Here is a 20341-nt window from a genome sequence, read left to right on the forward strand (position 1 = left end):
ATCAGCGATCGGGGTGAAGCAACACACCCGCGCATGCCTGCAGCGGGCCTGTTCTCCATCCTGGCGGTGTGCAGACAACTGGAAGCCTGAGTCTCAGCTGACCTCCTCCACCACCATCCAGAGCGTCTGATGGGCGTCGACTGTGACCAGCATCTCCAGATGTTCGGACGTCAGCACCCGCGCCTCACTCAAACGCCCATCCAGCGAAAGCTGTGAGAGCCGCTGCATGCACCAGTCCCGCACCTCTGTGAGCTGAAGCGTGCGGGTGACCCCTGCAGACTGAGCCTGGGTTGCGTGGACCTCACCGGGGAGCCCACCTGGTTCAAGCGGTTCAATCATTCCTCTGAGTTCTCTGAATCGGTTCTCGCCAATGCTGATCGTGATCAGGTGTTGACCTTGTGCAATGAGAACAGGCGGGGGTGATTTTCCCAACGGCTTTGGTTGATCCATCTCTCGCCAGGAGCCACTCGCAAGGAACCCAGCCGTGCATCATTTGCTACGCGAAGGTGCAATGACCTGTCTTGCGGGCAGCAGCGGGCACTTCTAAAGACTATTGAGCGACCTGCTCAGTAGCCATGAAGGAACTCACCAAGGCGATCAACGCGCATCTGGCCGCAGAGTTCCAGGCCAGCCATGCCTACCTCGCCATGTCCATCTGGCTGCGCGAAAAGGATCTTGCGGGCTTCTCGCAGTACATGCTCGAAAAAAGCAACGAGGAGAGAAACCATGCCGCCCGCATGATTGCCTACCTGGTTGACTGTGACGAAGCGGTCGAGCTTCCCACCATCGAGGCACCAGAGCGTTCCTGGCCCACAGTTCAGCAGCTGTTCGACCATGTTTTCGAGATGGAGAAGCAGGTGACCGCCTCCATCAATCGCCTCTACACACTGGCGGAGACAGCAGGGGAGCGCAGTGCCTCAGCGATGCTCGACTGGTTCGTGAACGAGCAGATCCAGGAAGAGGCCGAGGCACGCTTCGTTCTGCAGCGTCTGCGCCTGGCCGGTGACAACTCAGCAGCCCTGTTGCTGCTGGATCAGCAGTTTCTGGAAGGGTCTGCACTGGCCCATGTCAAGGCCAGCATGAAGATGTACAGCGCCTCCTGAAGTCAGCATGGGGGAAGAAAAGTTCGCGCCTGACACCTCAAGCCATCAGTAAGGAGGAGTGATGCCACGACCAGTTGATCAAGACTGCGGCGGTGAACAAGCAGCAGGGGTGATCTGGGGTCGTCGCAGACGCCGCCGATGGAACACGCCTCCGGGCTGCCATGGAGCACCGACGTCGACAGGAACAGGGGACGGAGCGGTCACGGTGGCTCTGCTCGGCATGCCCAATACCGGTAAATCGACGCTGTTCAACCGCCTGAGCGGGGGTCAGGCGCAGGTTGCCAACTGGCCAGGCCTCACGATGGAGCTGTTGCGGGGCGCCATGCCTCAGGGCCGCCATGGCCAGCGCTACACGCTGGTGGACCTGCCCGGCATTCACGACCTTTCCGGAAGCAGCGAGGACGAGGCGATCGTTCAGCGCTTCATGCGCCACACACCGCCCGATCTGATCCTGCTTGTGCTCAATGCCAGCCAGCTCACCAGCCAGCTGCGCCTGGCCCTCCAGATCAGACAGCTGCGGATCCCGATGGTGGTGGTTCTGAACATGAGCGACGAGGCACACCGCTTCGGGATCAAGGTGGATCACCAGAGACTGGCCACCGATCTCGGTTTGCCGGTGCGGGCGATCAGCGCCAAGCGCAATGAGGACATCCACGACCTGATTGAGACGATCCACCAGGTTGGTCAGCAACAGAGCAATCCTGAGGCGGAGGCAGCCGACATCGACCTTGATGCCGAGCTTGAGCGTCTGGTGGCGGCGAGTGTGCAGCTGCCGGAGCGCTTCGGCAATCGCCGCACCCGTCTTGCCGATCGCCTTCTGTTGAACCCCCTGGTGGGGGTCGTCCTGTTTCTCGGGATCGTGCTGGCCATGTTCCAGCTGCTTTATGTCCTCGGGGCTCCACTCCAGGACACGCTCGGAAGTCTGTTCGACTGGATCCAGACCACGCTGCTGCAGCCCGGACTGGCAGCGATCGGTGCCCCTGAGTTTTTTCGCGGCTTTCTTGTCGATGGGGTATGGCTGGGGGTGAGCACGGTGGCCACATTCCTGCCGATCATCTTTATTTTCTATCTTCTGATGGCCGTCGTCGAGGACTCCGGGTACTTGCCTCGAGCAGCCTTCTTGATGGATGGCCTGATGCGCTGGCTTGGCCTCGATGGGCGCGGCTTTGTACTGCAGGTGATGGGCTTCGGCTGCAACGTGCCTTCCATCATGGGCACCCGCGTCATCAGGGATCGTGGCATGCGGCTGTTGGCGATGCTCTGCATTCCATTTGCGCTCTGTCAGGCTCGCCTCACGGTATATCTGTTCATGGCTGCCGTGTTCTTCCCGAAGCCCTGGTGGGCTCCAGGGCTCGTGATCTTCGGTTTTTACGTGCTGAGTTTTGTCGCGGTGATCATCACTGGCTTGGTCTTCAAGCGAGTTTTTCCGAGCCGCGAAGCCTTCATTCTGGAACTTCCGCCCTATCGCGCACCAAGCGTGACCACGATCTTTCGGCGCGCCTGGTCGGCCATGCTGAACTTTCTTGTAACCACAAGGGTCTTCATTGTGGTCGGGGCTGCCGTGATCTGGTTGCTCACCAATCTGCCGCCAGGTGCGGTGCAGGGATCCGGACAGACCATCGCCGACGCCATCGGCAACCTGTTTCAGCCGATTCTGGGACCGATCGGCATGAGCCCAGCGCTTACGGTGTCATTATTTTTCGGATTCATTGCCAAGGAGATCCTGCTGGGAGCCATGGCCGTGATCTACAAGTCCAGCGAAACGGATCTCGGCGGCGTGATCCAAAGCGCGATCTCCCCATTGCAGGCCCTCAGCTTCATGACGTTTGTTCTTCTCTACACCCCCTGCCTGGGGACCGTCGCGGCCCAACTGCAGGAATCCAAGTCCCGCAGGTTCACCTTGCTCTCATTGGCCTGGTCGCTTGGCCTGGCATGGTTGATGGCCCTGGTGGTGTATCAAGGAGGCAAGTTGTTGATCGGAGCTTGATCGCTGATCTGAAATGAACCAAAGGCTTGTCCTGTGAGTCATTGATCAACGCTGACCTGCACATGAGCGGCATCTTCATGACGGATCATAAACTCCAGAATGCCGCAGGCCACATGGAGGATTCCGCCTGGCTTGCCACGCCTGAGCACCTCAATCTGCACTCCAGGCCTGATACCCATCGACAGAAGTCGGCTCTCCAAGACAGAGTTGGACGTGAGGGATTCGACCCTGACCCTCGCACCTTCCCTGGCTGCATTGAGTGGCATGCCCTGATGCTCCTTGACTTGATTCAGCGTATCGCAAAGATGGCAGAAATGAACACTCGCTTACATCAATGATGCAGAAGCCTCCAGGAGCGACTGACTCAGATGCTCCTTCCCGACAATCTTCAGGCTCCACTGCTGCCGAAACAATCATGAACCCGTTCTGCGCGAGCGAAACACCACCGCGGGCCAACCGAAGGCCGGAGCCGTCTCAATAACAGTTCTGCTGTTGAGAATCACTTGCAAAAGGGAGGCGCTGTCGTCTACGTTGCAAGTCGTTCTCAACAAGAGCCTCGCGCTCCCGATGAACCACCGATCCCTCCCCGAGAATCCAACCGCCGCAGCGAGCTTGCAGAGCAATCAGCCGATTCCATCCCCATCCCCCGATCCGGGCGCTGCCGCACCCCTGACCGCCAGGACCATCAAACCGATGGCCACCACGATCACGAGCTCCAACTCCGTGATCGGCAGCCTTTGCCGCGAGGTGGATGTGATCCGTCATCGCTGCAGCCACATTCTCGAAGCGATGAGCCGATGTCAGAACAGCTCCCTCTACTGCAGGCTCAGCAAGGAACTGCGGCGGCTTCAGGGGCGGCGGCTCGAACTGCTGGAAACAGCAAGAACATGGAAGCGGCGCGGTGTCCAGGATCCACTGTCGATCGCTTTTCTGATTGAGATCAGCAGCCGTCCCCTGCCATCCTGATCTAAATCAAATCAGCTTTGCGGGATCATGTTTTCCTTCGCTCAGTTCACCGTCAATGATCAGCATGGCAGCCGGCTGGTTCTGGGCAAAACGCACCCGGCCCAACAGATGGGCAAACTCGTTTTCGGATTCAACCTGACTGTCGATGATCGGATCAAGGAAAACAGTGGTGCGAAGATCTGAGGCACGCTCTGCCATCAGATAGATCTGCTGCAGTGAACTGGTCACGTCGGCCTCCATCAGGAAGGAAGCTGCCAGAATCTCTTCGGCTGAAGACCAGGACTGGCGTGGAGCCGATACCTCATCCAGTACCACGGTCTGGCCGCGGGCAATCAGGTAGTCAGCAAACTTGGCAGCATGTTCCTGCTCATTGCGTCCCTCGTCCTTGAAGAATTGGGAGAATCCACGCAGCTCCCGCTCAGCGAACCAGATCGCCATGGCGAAATAGGCAGCGCTGGCGTTGCGCTCCATGGCGAGGTGTTGCTGCAGCACCTCGATGAGGCCAGCCTCCATGGGTTGCGCCATGGCGCGTCCCGCTGGGCCTGTGGCAACAGTGAGGGAATCAGTACTGGAGGACGCTGACATCAAACCAGGTTGAGCAGGGGTTGACGAGAGAGCCAGGCCAGGTGCATCCGCATCAGACCCGGGTAACCAAATTTACAGGCATTTGTAATCGCTGAGGATCCTTCCTCCATGTGCGATTTCGACCTGAGTGGGCGCTGGGCCAATGCGGCTCGCCGGCCCAGTACCCCCACGGCCCAACAGACCGGCCCTGAAGACAGGGTGCAAACAGAGGCTGCGCTCACGCAGGCAAGCTGTCCGATGCCGCTCTGGTCGGTACTGAGAGTTCACCAGCGAGGCCAGGGAGTTATGGCGCCTTCCATCAGACGTGTTGAGAGCAGGAACGTGCCGTCAGGCTCGATCACCTGCAGATCGTCATGCTGCCTCAGCAGGTTGAGCTGGCGAGTCACGGTCGATCGGGTGGCTCCGATCAGTTCGGCCAGGCGCGCGTGGCCCAGGGCTATGGGAAGGAGGTAGCCATCCCCGCGCCGGATTCCGAAACGGCTTACCAGCAACTGCAGCAGGGCGACAAGCCGGGCCTCCGCTCCCACCGGATGGCGCACCAGATGCAGGTCGAGCAGCCAATGCTCCACCAAATCCTGTGCCAACGGACAATGATCGGCGTAATGAAGCTCCAGGACGCTGTCAGTCAGAGCCTCCAGCAGACAACTGATGCCCTCGGGCAACCGCAACCAGCTGGCCCCGGGAGTTCCGCAGAAAGCGAGGGTGATGTCAGGAAAGCTGTCCCCAAAAGACACAGACAGTCGGGCCACACCCCACTGGAAGACAAGACGCACGTAGCGGCGATGATCCGATGCTGGGGCCAGCAGGCAGGTCTTTCCCACCGAGAGCCGCAAATGCCGATCTGGTTCCAGATGTCCCGTTATCCCCGGTGCTCTGGTTGCATTGTGTGTGCTCACTGGCCACAACTCAGCGGTCTGGAGCTGTCGTGGGGTCCCTCAGAGCGCGACCGGGAAATGGCCAGATCCCTGGGAGAACCACTGCTGCTACAGAGATCTTGAACGAGCCCCTCTCATTGATCCATAGCTGAACAATTGCAGGTAACAAGTGCTACCCGCAATTGGACCATGACGGCAGAGTGGACGTCGCTCTGGTCACCAAAACGATGTGACGAAAGTGGCTGATCCGTGTGTGGTTTCGACCCTCAGCTCCGAGCCATGCCATCAACCTCCCTGGGCCAAGGCAATCGCCCGGGCCTGCTCCAGCTGCTCGGCGGTGTCCACCGAGAGGAAATCACCGTCCACGGGGAACGTGCCCACCGGAATGCCGGCCTCGATCAGCCGCAGCTGCTCAAGTTTCTCGGTGTGCTCCAGGGGTGAGTGGGGCAGATGCGCCCAGCGGGCGAGCACGTCGGCCCGGTAGCCGTAGATGCCCACGTGCCCCCAGTAGGGAGCGTGCCGGGACCAGTCTGCGGACTCGACGCCACGGACATGCGGGATCGCGGAGCGGGAGAAGTAGAGGGCGCGACCGTCCGCCGCCAGCAGCGTTTTGACCACATTCGGGTTGTGCACCTTCTCCGCACCCATCCGGTACACCGGGGTGAGCACGGCGGGGGCTGGCGTGGTGCCGGCGAAGGCTTCGGCCATCGCATCGATCACCGCCGGATCAATGAAAGGTTGATCCCCCTGGACGTTGATGATCACCGTGCGGGCAGGGTCAGGCGGAGCAGCCTCCGCGCCGGCGACTGCGGTCGCTGCAAGGGCCGTGAGCTCGTCCACCACCGAAGCGAGGCGTTCGCTGCCGGAGCTGCATGAAGCCGCTGTCATCAGGACGGGGAAGCCCCAGCCCTCGGCCTCCTGCCGCAGCAGGTCGCTGTCGGTGCAGAGCACCACCGCTGCGGCCCGCCGGGACTGGCTGCAGCACTCCAGCACCCGCCGCAGCATCGGCTGCCCGCCGATTTCGGCCATCACCTTGTTCGGCAGCCGGGAAGACTCGAGCCGAGCGGGTACCGCCACCAGGCAACGCCATGGGGCCGCTGCCTCCTGCTGCAGGTCTGCCTCGTTCACCGCAGGGCCCCGGTCGCTGCTGCGGAGCCTATCGCCAGGCAGCAGTGAGCTCCCTGGCTTGGCGCACCAGCTGCTCCACCTGCCGCTCCGGCGCCGCGGCCCGCTCGCCAGCAGACACCGCCCGGTAGAGGTCCGCCACTCTCCAGGCCTCACTGCCAGGGTCGTCCCCGTGGCGGGGAATGAGATGTACATGCAGATGCCGGGCACCTTCACCGAAGGCGATCGTGTAGACCCGCCCGCAGCCGGTGAGTGTTCGCACTAAGGCGCTGCAGCGCTGCAGCATCGGGCCGAAGGCCACCGCCTCCTCCGGCAGGAAGTCGATCGGTCCACCGAGATGGCGGCGGGCATCCAGCAGCAGCCAACCCGCCAGGGGGGCCGGCCGGGGGTGGTGGCGCAGCAGCCAGAGGTCCTGGCGAAGGATTTCGTCACGGGCCACCGCCTCCCCATCGCCATGGAGGCGACAGATACCACAGGGGGGCTCGTCGCTTGGCTGACCGGGGCCATCCTGCGAAGCTGCGCTCAGCCGCGGTTCGCTCATCACTGCCGTTCCTCCCGGTTCCGTGCCCGTGGTGCTCAGCGTGGCTTATCACAGCCTCGACGCCCTGCAGCAGCTGGGGAGTGATCTGGCCCGCCAGAGCCTGCCTCCGATCAGCTGGTTGGTGGTGGACAACAGCCCGCAGTCGGCGGCGCTGCGGGCCTGCGACCTCAACGCCGGCGGTGGGCTGCAGCTGGAGCTGGTGGCGGGCCGGGAAGGGGATGGCTTCGGGGCAGGTTGCAACCGGGGCTTCGAGCACCTGGCCCGCCGGGGCTGGGAAGGCTGGATCTGGCTGCTCAATCCCGACACCGCCCTGCCGGCCGGCAATGAACTGGAGCGGCTGAGCGAGGTCCTGGCACAACTGCCGCCCCGGGCGCTGCTGGGCACCGCTGTGCGCTCCGGGAGCGGAGAACTCGAGCCCAGTGGCGGCTGGATCGATCCAGGCCTCGATTTCCGCCGGCGGCGGGTGGGTGAAGCCAGCCTGGCCTCTGCTGTCGGCTCAGCTGTCGCCTCTGCTGTCGCCACTGCCATCCCTGGTGGTAGCGCGATGCAGCTCGACTGGCTGAGCGGCTGCAGCCTGTTGATCCGGCCCAGCGCCCACCTCCCCCCGGCTCGCTTCGATCCCGCCTTCCCCCTCTATTACGAAGACATGGACCTCTGCCTGCGGCTGGGGGCGGCGGGCGCCCCGGTGCTGTGGTGGCCGGCGCTGGCGGTGATCCACCAGAGGGGTGCAGGCAGCCACACCCCCAGCGAGCGGCGCCAGCGGCTCTCGACCCTGAGTTATCTGCGCTTCCTGCGCCGCCACCGACCCGGCTGGGTGCTGGCCCTGCGCAACCTGAGGCTGCTGCTCATGACGCTGCTGCGGCTGCCGGGGCGGCCGAAACGCAGCTGGGCGACGCTGGTGGCGATGGCGGAGGCCATGGGTCCCTTCCCCACCGCTTCGCCGGCGGTTCCCCCAAGGCGATGAGTTCGGTGATGCCCCTGGCCCTCTTCAACGGCAGCTACCTCGGGCAGCGGCCAACCGGCATCGGCGTGGTGGCCCGGGAATTGGCGGCGGCCCTGGATCCGGCCCTGGTGCCGCTGCTGGATCCCTGCGGCGGCGATCGCCCCGGCAGCCTTGCCATCCCCGCCAACCTCTCGCCCGAGCACGGCCGCGCCGGCCACTTGCGCCGCCTGCTCTGGACCCAGCGGGAGCTGCCGAAACTGCTGCGCCGCAGCGGGGCACCGCTGCTGCTCTCGCCCCTTCCGGAAGCCCCCCTGGGACGGGGGGTGCGCTCAGTGGTGCTCGCCCACGACCTGCTGCCTCTCCGCTACCCGCAGCTCACCCCCCTGCTGGCGTACCACCTGGCCTACGTGCCGCTGGTGCTGCACCGGGCCGTGCGCGTCCTCTGCAACTCCGAAGCCACGGCCCGGGAGGTGCATCAGCGCCTGGGAGTGCCCGCACGGCGGCTGGTGCCGATCCGGCTGGGATTCAGCCCGGGGCTGCTGCGGCCCCTGGGGCTGGAGCGGCAACCGTTTTTCCTGGTGCTCGGCCGCCACGACCCGCACAAGAATCTGGAGCGGGTCCTGCGGGCCTTCGCGGATCTGTGCGACCGCGACCACCGCCTGGCGCTGGTGGGCCCCCAGGATCCCCGTTACACCCCCCGCCTGCGGCGTCTGGCCAGTGAGCTGGGCATCGCCGGCCGCTGCGACTGGCGCGACTGGGTCAGCGACCAGGAACGACTGGACTTACTGAACCGCTGCCGTGGGCTGGTGATGGCCAGCCTCTGGGAGGGCTTCGGGCTGCCAGCCCTGGAGGGGATGGCCTGCGGCGCCCCCGTGATCGCCGCCGAGGCCGGGGCCCTGCCGGAAGTGGTGGGAGAGGCGGCCCTGCGGGTGGATCCCCGCTCGGTGGCCGCCATCGCCTCGGCCATGGCGGCCCTGGTCCAGGAGCCGGCCCTCGCCGCTCAGCTGGGGGAGGCGGGCCTGCTCCAGGCCACCCGCTTTCGCTGGGCGGACACCGGCCGAGCGGTGGAGGAACTGCTGCGGAAACTGGCCTGAGCCGAACCGGGTCAGGCCAGACTCACCGCCGGATCCCTGCTGGCCAGGCGAGTCACCAAAGCACGCAGGTGAGGATCACTGCTGGGCGGCAGGGCCACCAGCAGGGGCGATCCAGCCGGACGCAGGGCCAGGGCCGCCAAGAGGGCCATGCTCTCCCCCACCACGATCAGGCCGGAAAACCGGGCGATGCGCTGCTCCAGCGCGATCTGGACTTCACTCCCCGCCGGGGTGATTTCACACGGCAACGGCCACGACCGTTTCGAGCGCACCGGATGGGGTATGAGCTGCCACGGCCGGGGCAGCTCATACCCCATCGCCATCAGCCGCTCCACCCCGGGGGAGTCCACGATCAGGCTGCCCGGGTGTGCACCTGCTGGGGGGGCACCGGACCCGGGCGCGGCCCGATAAAGCGGCCCGAGCTCCAGTACGTGGAAGCGCTCGCACCAGGGGGCCCGGCTCTCGCGCTGGTCGGAGAAAAGGGCGAGGGGAGTTCCCGGCGGGAAGCACCCGGGGTCGAGGGCCCGGGGCTGGCCGCGGTACTGATCAAGGCCGTCATCGAGCAGAAACAGGCGGGGGCAGCGACGCACCAGCCAGCGCAGGGCGCGGCCCGCACCACGGAGGTGGGGCAGCCGCACCTCAGCGACGAGCCCGAGGGTGGTGAACAGGGCCAGGACAGCCATCACCACTGGCTGGATCCGCAGGCGCAGGGGCCAGAGCTGCCGGTCATCGCGCTCCAGGCACAGGCGGCTGCCTTCGAGCACCAGCACCTGCAGCACCGGCATGGACCAGTGCCGACGCGACGACGAATCCGGCGTCGCTCGCCGGCGCAGACGCCGTGCCGCCTCGAGGTGGATCCCGTTGAAGACGAAGGTGAGGCGGATCACAGGAGCGCTGGGGCGGGTGGGTCTGCGCTCACGACGGCCGTCCGGCCACCCGCTTCATGCCCTGCAGACGGCCGCGGCCGAGGGACAGCAACCAGACCGGCAGCTCCAGCAACCGCCGGCCCGTCTGCCAGTGCAGTCGATGCCACCAGCGCACCGGCCAGACCCCGTGGCGATCGAGGGGCACCAGCTTGATCGGCAGCCGCTCCAGAAAGATCTCGGGGATGGCCAGGAAGCAGCCCCAGAACGCCATGCGCCGGGCGTGATCAATTTCATCGGCGGTGTCCGCCGGGAGCTTCGGCAGGCTGCCGGGCTCCAGGCGCCAGAGGCCGGGCTGGATCTGCTGATAACGGGACCGGCGACTGGCGGTGCCCCAGGGGCAGTGGGCCGCCACCAGGCGGTTGCCGAGGCGGGAGGCCCGCATCGTGGCCAGGCCAAGGCTGTGGCGCAGGCTGCCGCGGCTATTCGCCCGCAGCTGGCCCATGCGCTCCTCGTTCGAGTGGGTGATCACCCCGATGGCGGCGACCGGGATCTCCCCCAGGGACCAACCCTGCTGGAAGGCCAGCCGGGCGCGCAGGTCCTTGTCCTCGAAGCCCCAGCCCAGCATGCACTCGTTGAAGCCTCCCACCGCCTCGAAGCGCTCTCGAGGCATCAGGAACTGGCCGTAACGGCCCTCGGTGCCGGTGCCCACCCAAAGGGATCCATCCGCCAACAGAGCCTCCGGATCGAAGCCGGCCGTGGGCCAGCAGTCGGCGTCCATGCGGATCAGCCGATCGCCTTGGGCCTGGGCGAGGGCGAAGTTGTAAGCGCGGGAGGGGTTCCAGCGCGTCTCCCCCTCGACGCGCAGCAGACGCAGGCGCGGATCGGGCGGCAGATCGGAGCGGCGCAGGGACTCGTCACTGCTCCAGTCCACCACCAGGTGTTCCTGGTGGTGGGGCCAGGCTGCCACCGCGGCGGCAGAGCGCAGCAGGTGCTCGCGCCGGTTCATGCAGACGGTGACGAGGCTTAGGGAGGGGATCGCGCCCACGGGAGATGGCACGCTCAATGTAGGAACGGGACTCAGCGGCGTTCCCGGCGGCGGCGGACCAGCTGCAAGACCTCGCGCACCAGGGCCAGGGCGAGCACAGGCAGCTGCAGCAGCTGGCGGCCGCTGAACCAGTAGAGGCGATGCCACCAGCGCACCGGCCAGGGGCCACCCCGTGCCGGGGGCAGCAGGGGGTAAGGCATCTGCTCGAGAAACACCTCCGGAATCGCCAGGAAGGTTCCCCAGAAGGTCATGCGCCGGGCGTGCTCCACTTCCTTCTGCAGCGCCGGGGAGGGCTGGGGGAGGCTGCCCGGCTCCAGCCGCCACACACCCTGGGGCTGCTCCAGGTAGCGGGAGGCACGAGAGCGCCGGCCCCAGGGCTGCTGGGCAGCCAGCAACCGGTTGGCCAGGCGGGAGGCCCGCATGGCAGCGAACCCCTGGGAGCGCCGCAGCCCGAAGGGGCCAGCGGACGGAGCCTGCTCAGCCCGCTCCTCATCGGAATGGGGGATCACCACCAGCCAGTCAGCGGGGATACGGGCCGGCTCCACACCGAGACGCTGCACCAGCCGCGCCGCCAGGTCCTTGTCGTCGAAGCCGTAGCCCACCAGCACTTCGTTGTAACCGCCCACCTCCGCCAGCAGGGAGCGGTCCATCAGGAACTGGCCCTTGCGGCCCTCAGGCCCACTGCCGAGGGCACAGAGCTTCGTCTGGTCGACGGCTCCCAGGACGGGGTCAGGGGCTTCGAGAGCCACCATTAACGCGGCGGCGGCAGGATCGAATCGCTCGCTCGGCCAGCAATCCGCATCCAGCTTCAGCAACAGGGAACCGCGGGCACGGGAGATGGCGAAGTTGTAGGCGCGGCAAAGGTTCCAGCGGTCTTCCCCCTCCACCCGCAGCAGCCGCAGGCGGGGATCCGCGGGCAGGTCTTCGCGGCGCAGGGGCTCGGTGCTGCTCCAGTCCACGATCAGGTGTTCGTTGTGATGGGGCCAGCGACTGAGGGCGGCGGCGGAGCGCAGCAGGTGGTCGCGGCGGTTCATGCAGACCGTGACCACGCTCAGCGCCGGCACCGTCGGCTCCGTCTCGCGCGCTGTCAACAGGTCAGTCCCAGAGCCTGAGGGCGTCGTCACGGGCGGAGAACCATTCCGCCGCCAGCGGACCGCCCATGGTGCGCTGCTCCCGGAACCAGGGCCCTCCCAAGGTCCAGTGGAGCAGGGTTGGGCCTCCTTCGGCCACGGCGGCCGTCGGGGCGGCCTGCACATCCACCAGGTGGTTCCAGCGACCGTCGAGGGCACCGATCTCGTGGTCGCCGGCCAGCCAGTGGAAGCGGTGCAGCTCAAGGCCGCTGGCGCTGTTGACGTAATCGGGGGTCAGGGCCTGGCAGCGGCCGCAATTGAGCAGCATCAGGGAGCTCCAGTTCTTCTTCGGGTAGGCGCTCTGCACCTCGCCGAGGAATTTCACGGTTTCCGCCGGCACGTGCTCGTGCTGCACGCACATCAGGGCGTAGTCGTCGCTGCGCTCAGCCCAGAGCTCGGCGATATCACCGCGGCAGAGCATGTCGCAGTCCATGAAGACGGCCCAGCCCTGATAACCCATTAGATGGGGCACCAGGAAGCGGGTGAAGGAGAAGGCCGTGCTCTGCTTCGGATCCTTCTCCCGGTGGTACAACCCCTGGCTCTCCAGCTGGGGGGTCACCAGGGGTGTGATCGCCAGCGGCGCACTGCTGTGCTGGTAGAGGCTGTCGATCAGCACGGTGGTGGCAGCCCGCTCACGCGGGTCGTAGCCAATGAAGATCGGGATCGGCGTCACGGTCTGCGGCATCGTCGGCGGGCGGCGGAGACGGGTCGGGCGTTGGCAGGAATGTAGGCGTGCCGCCACGGACGCCAGAGCGACGGTCCCTAGGCTCAGCCCATGGACCGCACCCCTCCAACCTCTCCAGGCTCAGGCGGCTTCCTGACCGGCCTCAACGACGCGCAGCGCCGAGCGGTCGATCACCACAACGGCCCCCTGCTGGTGGTGGCCGGCGCCGGCAGCGGCAAGACCCGCGCCCTCACCCACCGCATCGCCCACCTGATCGGCCACCACGGCGTCGATCCGCACCAGCTGCTGGCCGTCACCTTCACCAACAAGGCGGCACGGGAGATGAAGGAACGGCTTGAGCTGCTGCTGGCCCAGCGGCTGGCCGGCAGCCAGTTCGGCCAGCCCTTCAGCACCTTGCAGCCCCAGCAGCAGCGGCAGCTTCGTAACCGCATCTACCGGGAGGTCACCAAAGAGCTCTGGATCGGTACCTTCCACGCCCTGTTCGCGCGGCTGCTGCGCTTCGACATCGACAAGTACAAGGACCCCGAAGGCCTCAGCTGGACCCGGCAGTTCTCGATCTACGACGAATCCGACGCCCAGACTCTGGTCAAGGAGATCGTCACCCAGGAGCTGGGTCTCGATCCCAAGCGCTTCGAGCCCAAGAAAGTGCGCTGGGCCATCAGCAATGCCAAGAATCAGGGCTGGCTGCCGGATGTGATGGAAGCGAAGGCCGAGGGGATGCGCGGCCGCAAGGAAGCCGAGGCCTACCGGCTCTACCGGCGTGCCCTCGCCGCCAACAACGCCCTCGACTTCGACGATCTGCTGTTGCTGCCAGTCCAACTGCTGCAGAGCAACGAGCAGGTGCGCCATTACTGGCACGGCCGCTTCCGCCATGTGCTGGTGGATGAATACCAGGACACCAACCGCACCCAGTACGACCTGATCAAGCTGCTGGTGACCGGCGGCCGCGATCCCGAGCACTTCGACGACTGGGGCCAGCGCTCGGTCTTCGTGGTGGGTGACGCCGACCAGAGCATCTACAGCTTCCGGGCGGCTGATTTCACGATCCTGATGGGTTTCCAGGAGGACTTCGGCGATCGGGCCAGTGACGAGGCCACCCGCACGATGGTGAAGCTGGAGGAGAACTACCGCTCCACCGCCACGATCCTGGAGGCGGCCAACGCCCTGATCGCCCACAACAGCGAACGCATCGACAAGGTGCTGCGCCCCACCCGCGGTGAAGGGGAACCGATCACCCTCACCCGCTGCGACGACGAGATCGCCGAGGCCGAGGCGGTGGTGCACCGCCTGCGCATGCTTGAGGCGGCCCACCCCGAGCTGCGCTGGGGTGACATGGCGATCCTCTATCGCACCAACGCCCAGAGCCGGGCGATGGAGGAATCGCTGGTGCGCTGGGGCATCCCCTACATCGTGGTCGGGGGGCTGCGCTTCTACGACCGTCGCGAGATCAAGGACGTGCTGGCCTACCTGCGCCTGCTGGTCAACCCGGCCGACAGCGTCAGCCTGCTGCGGGTGCTGAACGTGCCCCGGCGCGGCATCGGCAAGACAACCGTGCAGCGGCTCACCGATGCCGCCGCCCAGCTGGGGCTGCCGCTCTGGGAAGTGGTGAACGATGCGGAGGCGGTGCGCTCACTGGCGGGCCGCTCCGCCAGGGGACTGCTGCAATTCAGCGAACTGATCACGGATCTGAACAGCCGCATCCAGGACGCCCCCCCCTCGGAGCTGGTGCAGCGGGTGATGGAGCAGAGCGGCTACCTGGCCGAGCTGATCACCGAGGGCACCGATGAGGCCGAGGAACGCCGCCGCAACCTGCAGGAGCTGGTGAACGCCGCCCTGCAATACCAGGAGGAGAACGAGGAGGGCTCTCTGGAGGGTTTCCTGGCCTCCGCTGCCCTGGCCAGCGATGCCGACAGCAAGGACACCGAGCAGGACAGGGTCACCCTGATGACCCTGCACGCCAGCAAGGGCCTGGAGTTTCCCGTGGTGTGCCTGGTGGGACTGGAGCAGGGCCTCTTCCCGAGCTACCGCTCCCTGGAGGATCCCGCCGCCCTGGAGGAGGAGCGGCGCCTCTGCTACGTGGGCATCACCCGCGCCAAGGAACGCCTGTTCCTCTCCCATGCCAGTGAGCGGCGCCTGTGGGGTGGCATGCGCGAGCCGGCGGTGCCGTCGGTGTTCCTCTCCGAACTGCCGCCTGAGCTGGTGCAGGGAGACATCCCCCAGAGCGGTGGTGCCGCCATCCGGCGGGAGCAGCGGCTGGATCGCCTCACCAGGGTCGATCGAGAGGAGAGCCAGCTGGTGGCCGCCGGCGGCAGCGCCGCGGCCCCGACCAATGCGGTGCGCCGCCGGGGCCCGGCAAGGGCCTGGGCCATTGGCGATCAGTTACGCCACGCCAGCTTCGGTGACGGCACGATCACCCACCTGTTCGGCAGCGGCGAGAAGATCTCGATCGCGGTGAAGTTCGCGGGCATGGGCCCGAAGATCCTCGATCCGCGCCTGGCACCGATCGAGCCCCTGTGAGCACGGCTCCCAGGGTGCTGGTGCTCAGCGGAGGGCTGATCCATCTCGTCAACCAGCTGGCGGTGGTGCTGGAGCGGCCTGAGCTGGGTGGGGGTGCCGCGGAGATCGCTCTGCTGCTCACCGGGGCCATCACCTGGGATCCCCTGCGGCTGGCCGAGCAGCACGGGGCAATCGAGCGCTGGCTGGAGCAGCTGCGCCAGCTGGATCCTGAAGCCATGGCTCCGGTGCATCTCGTGCGGGAGCCGGAGGCCCTCGAACCAGGCACCTACGACCTTGCCTGCCTCAACAACCAATGGCAGCAGGTTCAGCGGGACCCCTGCGAGCGGCTGGGGATCCCCACCTGGCTGATCTGCGGCGATGGCCTGGGCCTCTACTACCGCTGCGCCCGCGAGCTGAAGGCGATCCTGCCCAGCCTGCTCAACCGGCCGATCCCGGAGCCGGGCCGACGGGTGCACACCGTGCTCGAAGGCGCCCAACCGCACTGGCACCGCCCCCATGGGCCGGTGGATCCCGTGCCGCTGGTCACCCGCGCGCGACTGTTCGAAGCCCTGGTGGCCAGCTTCGATGCAGCCTGCCAGCCGTTCGTGGAAGCCTGTCTGGCTGCCACCCGGCCAGAGCGGCCCCTCTGGCTTTGCTCCCTCCCCAACCTGGCCCATCTGTTCCCAGGGGAGCGCCTGCCAGCGGAACTGCTCGATGCCTGGATCGCCCAGCTGCCGGGCTTCGATCCGTCACTGGATCGCCTGCTGCTGATCGAGCACCCGAAGGCACCGGCCAGCGGCAGTTTCGGTCCCGAACCGCCGGCCGGGGTGGCCGCCGTGTTGCGCAGCGCGGTGCCTGTGGAGGTGCTGTTGCGGACTCTTCAGCAGGCGGCGCCCCGCCGGCGCCTGGTGGTGGCCGGCCTCACCTCGGCGCTGTATGGGGTGCGCAGCATGAGCGGCGCCGAGGTGGTCTGGCTCAGCCTTCGGCCCCTCTGGACCCATAACCCCCGCTACCAGCGTCATCCCCTGGAATTCCTGCATCGGCTGGTGCGGGCGCGGCGGATGGCCTGGCTCACCCGGCGGCTGGTGACCCCGTGCTGATCCAGCTCGATCCCCCCCTGCGGCGGGCACTGCAGCTGGTGCTGGAAGCCGCTGACCCCCTGCCGGTGGCCCTGGTCGGCGGAGCCGTGCGGGATCTGCTGCTGCACCGGGTACATCGGGATCCCTGGCGGGGCCTCCCCGATCTCGATCTGGTGGTGGAGCAACAAGGACCTGAAAACGGGCCGCCGGCCGCTCACCGCATCGCCCGCCAGCTGGCCGAGCGGCTCGGTTCCAGCCTGCGCCGCTGCCAGCTGCACGAGGAGTTCGGCACCGCCGAACTGGACATCGACGGGGTGCTGCTGGATCTGGCCACCGCCCGGCGTGAGTGGTACGAGGAACCCGGCGCCAATCCCAGCGTCTGCTACGGCTCCTTGGCGGATGACCTGGCGCGGCGCGATCTGAGCATCAACGCCATCGCCCTGCTGCTGGATGCCGAGCAGCTGGAGCGGGCCGAGGCAGCCCACGCCGACGCCCTCGAAAGCCAGCTGCTGGACCCCTTCGGCGGGCGGGAGGATCTGGCGGCCCGGCGCCTGCGTTTCCTTCACGGGCACAGCCTTCAGGACGACCCCACCCGGATCGTGCGGGCGGCCCGCTACAGCGCCCGGCTGGGCCTGGAGCTGGCGCCTGAGGCCCTGGCCCAGTGGCGCCGCACCCTCGCGGCCTGGCCCTGGCGCCGAGGTGAGGCCAAACCCAGTGCCAGCCCAGGGGTGCCCCCCTCCCTGGGAAGCCGTCTGCGCAAGGAGCTGGAGCTGCTGCTCGGACGCGAACCCTGGCCGCGGGCCCTGGAGCTGCTGCAGCGCTGGCAGGCCCTCGAGCTGCTGGATCCCGTTCTCCAGCACGACCGGAGCTGGCGGCGGCGGCTTCGCTGGGCCCAGCGGCTGCTGGCCCTGACTCAGTTACCCCCCTGGCCCCAGGAGCAGTGGTTGATGGTGGCCCTGCTGGCACCCCTGGCGGATCCCCTCGCCCTGGCCGACCAACTGCAGCTGCCCCACCGCAGCCAGCTGAGCCTGCGCGGCCTGGTGCGGCTGCGCCACTGGCTGGAGAGACCCGGCCTTGAGCCAGGCGTCAGCCCGGCGCAGCTGAGCCTGGCCCTGGAGCGGGGGGGGCTGACGCCGGAAGCAGCGATCCTGGCGCTGGTGAGCGGGCCGCCTGGTGTCTGGCGGCGGGGGCTGCTGCGCTGGTTGCTGCGCTGGCGCTGCCTGACCTCTCCCACCAGCGCCCGGCAGCTGCTGGAAGCGGGGTACGCCGCAGGTCCGGCCCTGGGGGAGAAGCTGCGCCAATTGCGCGGTAAGCGGCTCGATCAGGAGCGCTGGTGAGGACTGGGCTGGATGCCCTGCCTGATCACCAGCGCACCTGCCAGGGCCAGCGATCAGGCACGCAGAGGAAGTCGTCGTTCTGGCCGCACTCCAAGCCGGCGGAGGGAAGGACTCGGCCCTCAAACCAATATTGGAACGTGACGTAGACCGCTGGGATGACACACCAGTGTGCGTCGTAGTGGTTGAGCCATATAAGGAAGCTGATCAGCAGCAGGAAGGCGACGCTGTCGGCCAGGCGGCTGGTCACCTGGGGCAGCCACTGGTGCCTGACCGAGGCCTGGATCAGCAGGTAGGCCACCCCGAAGACCATCAGCAGCCGGGTCTGTTCACAGCGCAGCAACCGCAAGGGCGAGAGCCGCTTCTGGGCGCAGGCCAGCAGGACACCCAGGGTCAGGGCGCGCTGCAGACGGCCCACGATCCTGCGGATCGAATAGATACTGAAATAGGCATCGAAGGAGTAGTCCTGCAGGCGCTGGAGGGCCGTGATCCCCACCAGGGTGATCAGGCCCCCACCAGCGAGCACCGACAGCAGAACCAGCCAGCGCCGCCAGCCGGCGAGCGACCAGACATCTCGGCAGCGCCCGGCCGCCAGAGCCAGCGACTCCGGCAGGCGCATGGCCAGGGGTGTGAGGCTGATCAGCAGATTCCAGACGATGGTGCTGTGGGTGAGCGCTGAGAGGATTACCCCCAGACCCAGCCAGAGACGTTTGGTGCGGAACTGGCGGGCCGCCCAGAGCATCAGTGGCAGCAGCAGCAGCACCGCCAGCGCCTGACGGCTGTGGGCGTTCTGCATGAAACCCCGCAGCATCGGGCTGCAACAGATCAGCAGACTCCACCAGCCGCCCCAGGCGGGCACACCCCAGGCCCGAGCCATCAGCAGCGGTGCTGCCGCATAACCAGCGACCACGAGGCCATGCACGGCTGCCATTCGGTAGGGCAGCAGCAGCACCAGCGGCCGCAGCAGGCGCCAGAGGGGCTCCGGCGGTCCACGCTCCGGATCCACCGCCATGTAGTGGGAAAAGCGGGTGGTGTCGCTGTTTCCCCAGCTGGCCAGGGTGAAGAACACAAGCACCAGCAGCAACAGCACCACAGCAGCGCCCCACCACAGCCGTGGCCGCCGGTAAGCCCCGGCCAGGTGGATCAACAGCGCCATCAGCACCTGGGCCAGGAACAGGGCAGCCATCAGACCCGGGGCCTGGGTGACCTGGTCGATCCGGAAGGGAGCCTCGAGCGGAAAGGCCGTAGACAGCATCAGCGGGAGGGGAGATCCCAGTAGCGGATCTGCCAGGGCCAGCGATCAGGAACGCAGAGAAAACTGTCGTCGAGGCCGCAGGGCAGCAGGCGCGAAGGCAGCAGGCGCTCGATCAACCAGTAATCAACCGTGACAAACAAAGCTGGCAGCACCGCCCAATGGCATTGGTAACGGTTCAACCAGGCCAGATACACAACCAACAAAAACAAGCCCACCACATCAGCGAGGCGACTGGTGATCTGCGGAAACCATACGGCCTGCACCGACCATTGCATCAGGTGGTAAACAAGGCCGAACAGGATCAGCTGACGGGTGACACCGCAGCTCAACAAGGTGCGCCAGCTCAGCCTCCGCCGCCAGCAGGCGAGCATCAGCCCCAGCAGCATCGCCCCCTGGAGCCTCTCCACTGCCGGATCCAGGGGGTACTTGTTGAAGTAGCTCTCCTGTTGCACGTAGGCCGTCAGTTTCTCCACCGCCGTTGGCAGGGCCAGAGCCACCAGCAGCGCCAGGCCGGCGACCAGTGCGGCGACGGCCACCAGGGCGATCGCTCCGGCAGGCCGGTGCAGACGCCGTCGCAGCATGGCCAGAGTCGAGGTCCGCCCCGCCAGGAGCCCCGGCAGAAGCGCCAGCGTGAGGGAGCCCGCGAAGGCCGTGTGCATCGTGAGTGAGAGCAGGGCGGCCAGGACGGCCCAGCGCCTCCGCACCGCTGCCAGCTGGCCCGCCCAGAGCAGCAGAGGCACCAGCAGCAGCGTGGCCAGGGCCTGGCGGCTGACGCCGTTCTGGAGAAAGTTGCGCAGCAGTGGGCTGCAGCAGATCAACAGGCTCCACCACCCTGCCCAGGCCAGGGCCTGCCACCGCCATGCCAACAACAGCGGCGCCAGTGCATAGCCGGCCACCACCAGCCCATGCACCGCCGACATGCGGTAGGGCAGCCGCACCACCCAGGGGGCCACCAGCACCCAGAAGGCCTCCCCCCTGACACGGGAAAGATCGAAGCTGAAGTAGTAGCTCAGCTTGGTGGTATCGCTGTTGCCCCAGCTGGCGAGGGTGAAGAACAGCCCCACCAGGGCCACCAGGGCCAGGGCCGCCGCCCACCAGAAAGACGTCCGCTGGCGTACCCCCGCCCAGGCCATGGCGGCCGCCAGCAGCAGCTGGGCGGCAAAGAGGCCGGCCATCAACAGCGGCGCCGCAGTGACCTGATCGAGGCGGAACGGAGCGACCGACGGGAAGGCCAT

General features: G+C 66.7%; 20 protein-coding genes. 8 read left to right on the forward strand and 12 right to left on the reverse strand.

What is annotated here, in order from left to right:
* Positions 1-93 precede the first annotated feature (93 nt).
* Complete coding sequence (locus KBY77_RS06110; RefSeq protein ID WP_255102662.1) at positions 94-450, reverse strand: hypothetical protein; 357 nt, start codon at positions 448-450, stop codon at positions 94-96.
* Positions 451-575: 125 nt separating this feature from the next.
* Here KBY77_RS06110 and KBY77_RS06115 point away from each other — a divergent pair, with 125 nt between their 5' ends.
* Together KBY77_RS06115 and feoB are read left to right on the forward strand one after the other, a co-directional pair.
* Positions 576-1103: a ferritin gene (locus tag KBY77_RS06115; protein ID WP_255102663.1), complete on the forward strand. Its 528-nt coding sequence runs from the start codon at positions 576-578 to the stop codon at positions 1101-1103.
* 205 nt (positions 1104-1308) lie between these two features.
* Complete coding sequence (gene feoB / locus KBY77_RS06120; protein WP_255102664.1) at positions 1309-3090, forward strand: ferrous iron transport protein B; 1782 nt, start codon at positions 1309-1311, stop codon at positions 3088-3090.
* A 38-nt stretch (positions 3091-3128) separates the two neighbouring features.
* On the opposite strand, the gene KBY77_RS06125 is transcribed toward feoB, so the two are convergent.
* Positions 3129-3356, reverse strand: a complete 228-nt coding sequence (locus KBY77_RS06125; RefSeq protein ID WP_185466849.1) for a FeoA domain-containing protein — start codon at positions 3354-3356, stop codon at positions 3129-3131.
* Positions 3357-3783: 427 nt separating this feature from the next.
* Here KBY77_RS06125 and KBY77_RS06130 point away from each other — a divergent pair, with 427 nt between their 5' ends.
* Positions 3784-4056, forward strand: a complete 273-nt coding sequence (locus KBY77_RS06130; protein WP_255102665.1) for a hypothetical protein — start codon at positions 3784-3786, stop codon at positions 4054-4056.
* Positions 4057-4062: 6 nt separating this feature from the next.
* Here KBY77_RS06130 and KBY77_RS06135 read toward each other — a convergent pair whose 3' ends face one another.
* From KBY77_RS06135 to KBY77_RS06150, 4 genes are all read right to left on the reverse strand, one after another.
* Positions 4063-4641, reverse strand: coding sequence for a ferritin (locus KBY77_RS06135; protein WP_255102666.1), 579 nt, complete (start codon positions 4639-4641; stop codon positions 4063-4065).
* Positions 4642-4904: 263 nt separating this feature from the next.
* Positions 4905-5462: a helix-turn-helix domain-containing protein gene (locus KBY77_RS16605; protein ID WP_255102667.1), complete on the reverse strand. Its 558-nt coding sequence runs from the start codon at positions 5460-5462 to the stop codon at positions 4905-4907.
* Between the two features lie 339 nt (positions 5463-5801).
* Positions 5802-6644 carry a 3-deoxy-manno-octulosonate cytidylyltransferase gene (gene kdsB / locus KBY77_RS06145; RefSeq protein ID WP_255102668.1) on the reverse strand — a complete coding sequence of 281 codons (843 nt, stop codon included), beginning with the start codon at positions 6642-6644 and terminating at the stop codon, positions 5802-5804.
* A gap of 28 nt (positions 6645-6672) precedes the next feature.
* Entirely contained in the window at positions 6673-7182 is a 510-nt protein-coding gene (locus KBY77_RS06150) for an HIT family protein (RefSeq protein ID WP_255102669.1), read from the reverse strand.
* Between the two features lie 22 nt (positions 7183-7204).
* Here KBY77_RS06150 and KBY77_RS06155 point away from each other — a divergent pair, with 22 nt between their 5' ends.
* Together KBY77_RS06155 and KBY77_RS06160 are read left to right on the forward strand one after the other, a co-directional pair.
* Entirely contained in the window at positions 7205-8146 is a 942-nt protein-coding gene (locus KBY77_RS06155; protein WP_255102670.1) for a glycosyltransferase family 2 protein, read from the forward strand.
* Between the two features lie 8 nt (positions 8147-8154).
* Positions 8155-9219 (forward strand): glycosyltransferase family 1 protein, encoded by a 1065-nt coding sequence (locus tag KBY77_RS06160; protein WP_255102671.1) that lies wholly within the window; start codon positions 8155-8157, stop codon positions 9217-9219.
* An 11-nt stretch (positions 9220-9230) separates the two neighbouring features.
* On the opposite strand, the gene KBY77_RS06165 is transcribed toward KBY77_RS06160, so the two are convergent.
* Genes KBY77_RS06165 through KBY77_RS06180 form a run of 4 tightly spaced genes read right to left on the reverse strand, consistent with a single transcriptional unit; the run spans position 9231 to position 12942 of the window.
* Positions 9231-10103, reverse strand: coding sequence for a hypothetical protein (locus KBY77_RS06165; RefSeq protein ID WP_255102672.1), 873 nt, complete (start codon positions 10101-10103; stop codon positions 9231-9233).
* 28 nt (positions 10104-10131) lie between these two features.
* On the reverse strand, positions 10132-11139 hold the full coding sequence (locus tag KBY77_RS06170; protein ID WP_255102673.1) for a glycosyltransferase family 2 protein: 1008 nt from the start codon (positions 11137-11139) through the stop codon (positions 10132-10134).
* Between the two features lie 20 nt (positions 11140-11159).
* Entirely contained in the window at positions 11160-12218 is a 1059-nt protein-coding gene (locus KBY77_RS06175) for a glycosyltransferase family 2 protein (protein ID WP_255102674.1), read from the reverse strand.
* Between the two features lie 4 nt (positions 12219-12222).
* Positions 12223-12942 carry a glycosyltransferase gene (locus KBY77_RS06180; protein ID WP_255102675.1) on the reverse strand — a complete coding sequence of 240 codons (720 nt, stop codon included), beginning with the start codon at positions 12940-12942 and terminating at the stop codon, positions 12223-12225.
* A gap of 90 nt (positions 12943-13032) precedes the next feature.
* On the opposite strand from KBY77_RS06180, the gene KBY77_RS06185 reads away from it, so the two are divergent.
* The 3 genes from KBY77_RS06185 to KBY77_RS06195 are packed head-to-tail and all read left to right on the forward strand — an operon-like array spanning position 13033 to position 17854.
* On the forward strand, positions 13033-15459 hold the full coding sequence (locus tag KBY77_RS06185) for a UvrD-helicase domain-containing protein (protein ID WP_255102676.1): 2427 nt from the start codon (positions 13033-13035) through the stop codon (positions 15457-15459).
* A complete protein-coding gene (locus KBY77_RS06190; protein ID WP_255102677.1) occupies positions 15456-16538 on the forward strand; it encodes a hypothetical protein in 1083 nt (360 codons plus the stop codon). Before KBY77_RS06185 ends, KBY77_RS06190 begins: the two co-directional genes overlap by 4 nt.
* Entirely contained in the window at positions 16532-17854 is a 1323-nt protein-coding gene (locus tag KBY77_RS06195; protein ID WP_255102678.1) for a CCA tRNA nucleotidyltransferase, read from the forward strand. The genes KBY77_RS06190 and KBY77_RS06195 overlap by 7 nt, the downstream gene beginning before the upstream one ends.
* Positions 17855-17879: 25 nt before the next feature.
* Here the strand turns inward: KBY77_RS06195 and KBY77_RS06200 are convergent, their stop codons facing one another.
* Together KBY77_RS06200 and KBY77_RS06205 are read right to left on the reverse strand one after the other, a co-directional pair.
* The gene (locus tag KBY77_RS06200) at positions 17880-19106 is read right to left on the reverse strand and encodes a hypothetical protein (RefSeq protein ID WP_255102679.1); all 1227 of its coding nucleotides are present in this window, start codon (positions 19104-19106) and stop codon (positions 17880-17882) included.
* Positions 19106-20341 (reverse strand): hypothetical protein, encoded by a 1236-nt coding sequence (locus tag KBY77_RS06205; RefSeq protein ID WP_255102680.1) that lies wholly within the window; start codon positions 20339-20341, stop codon positions 19106-19108. Before KBY77_RS06205 ends, KBY77_RS06200 begins: the two co-directional genes overlap by 1 nt.

The organism is Synechococcus sp. Cruz-7E5, assembly GCF_024345995.1.
Taxonomy (GTDB): Bacteria; Cyanobacteriota; Cyanobacteriia; order PCC-6307; family Cyanobiaceae; genus Regnicoccus_A.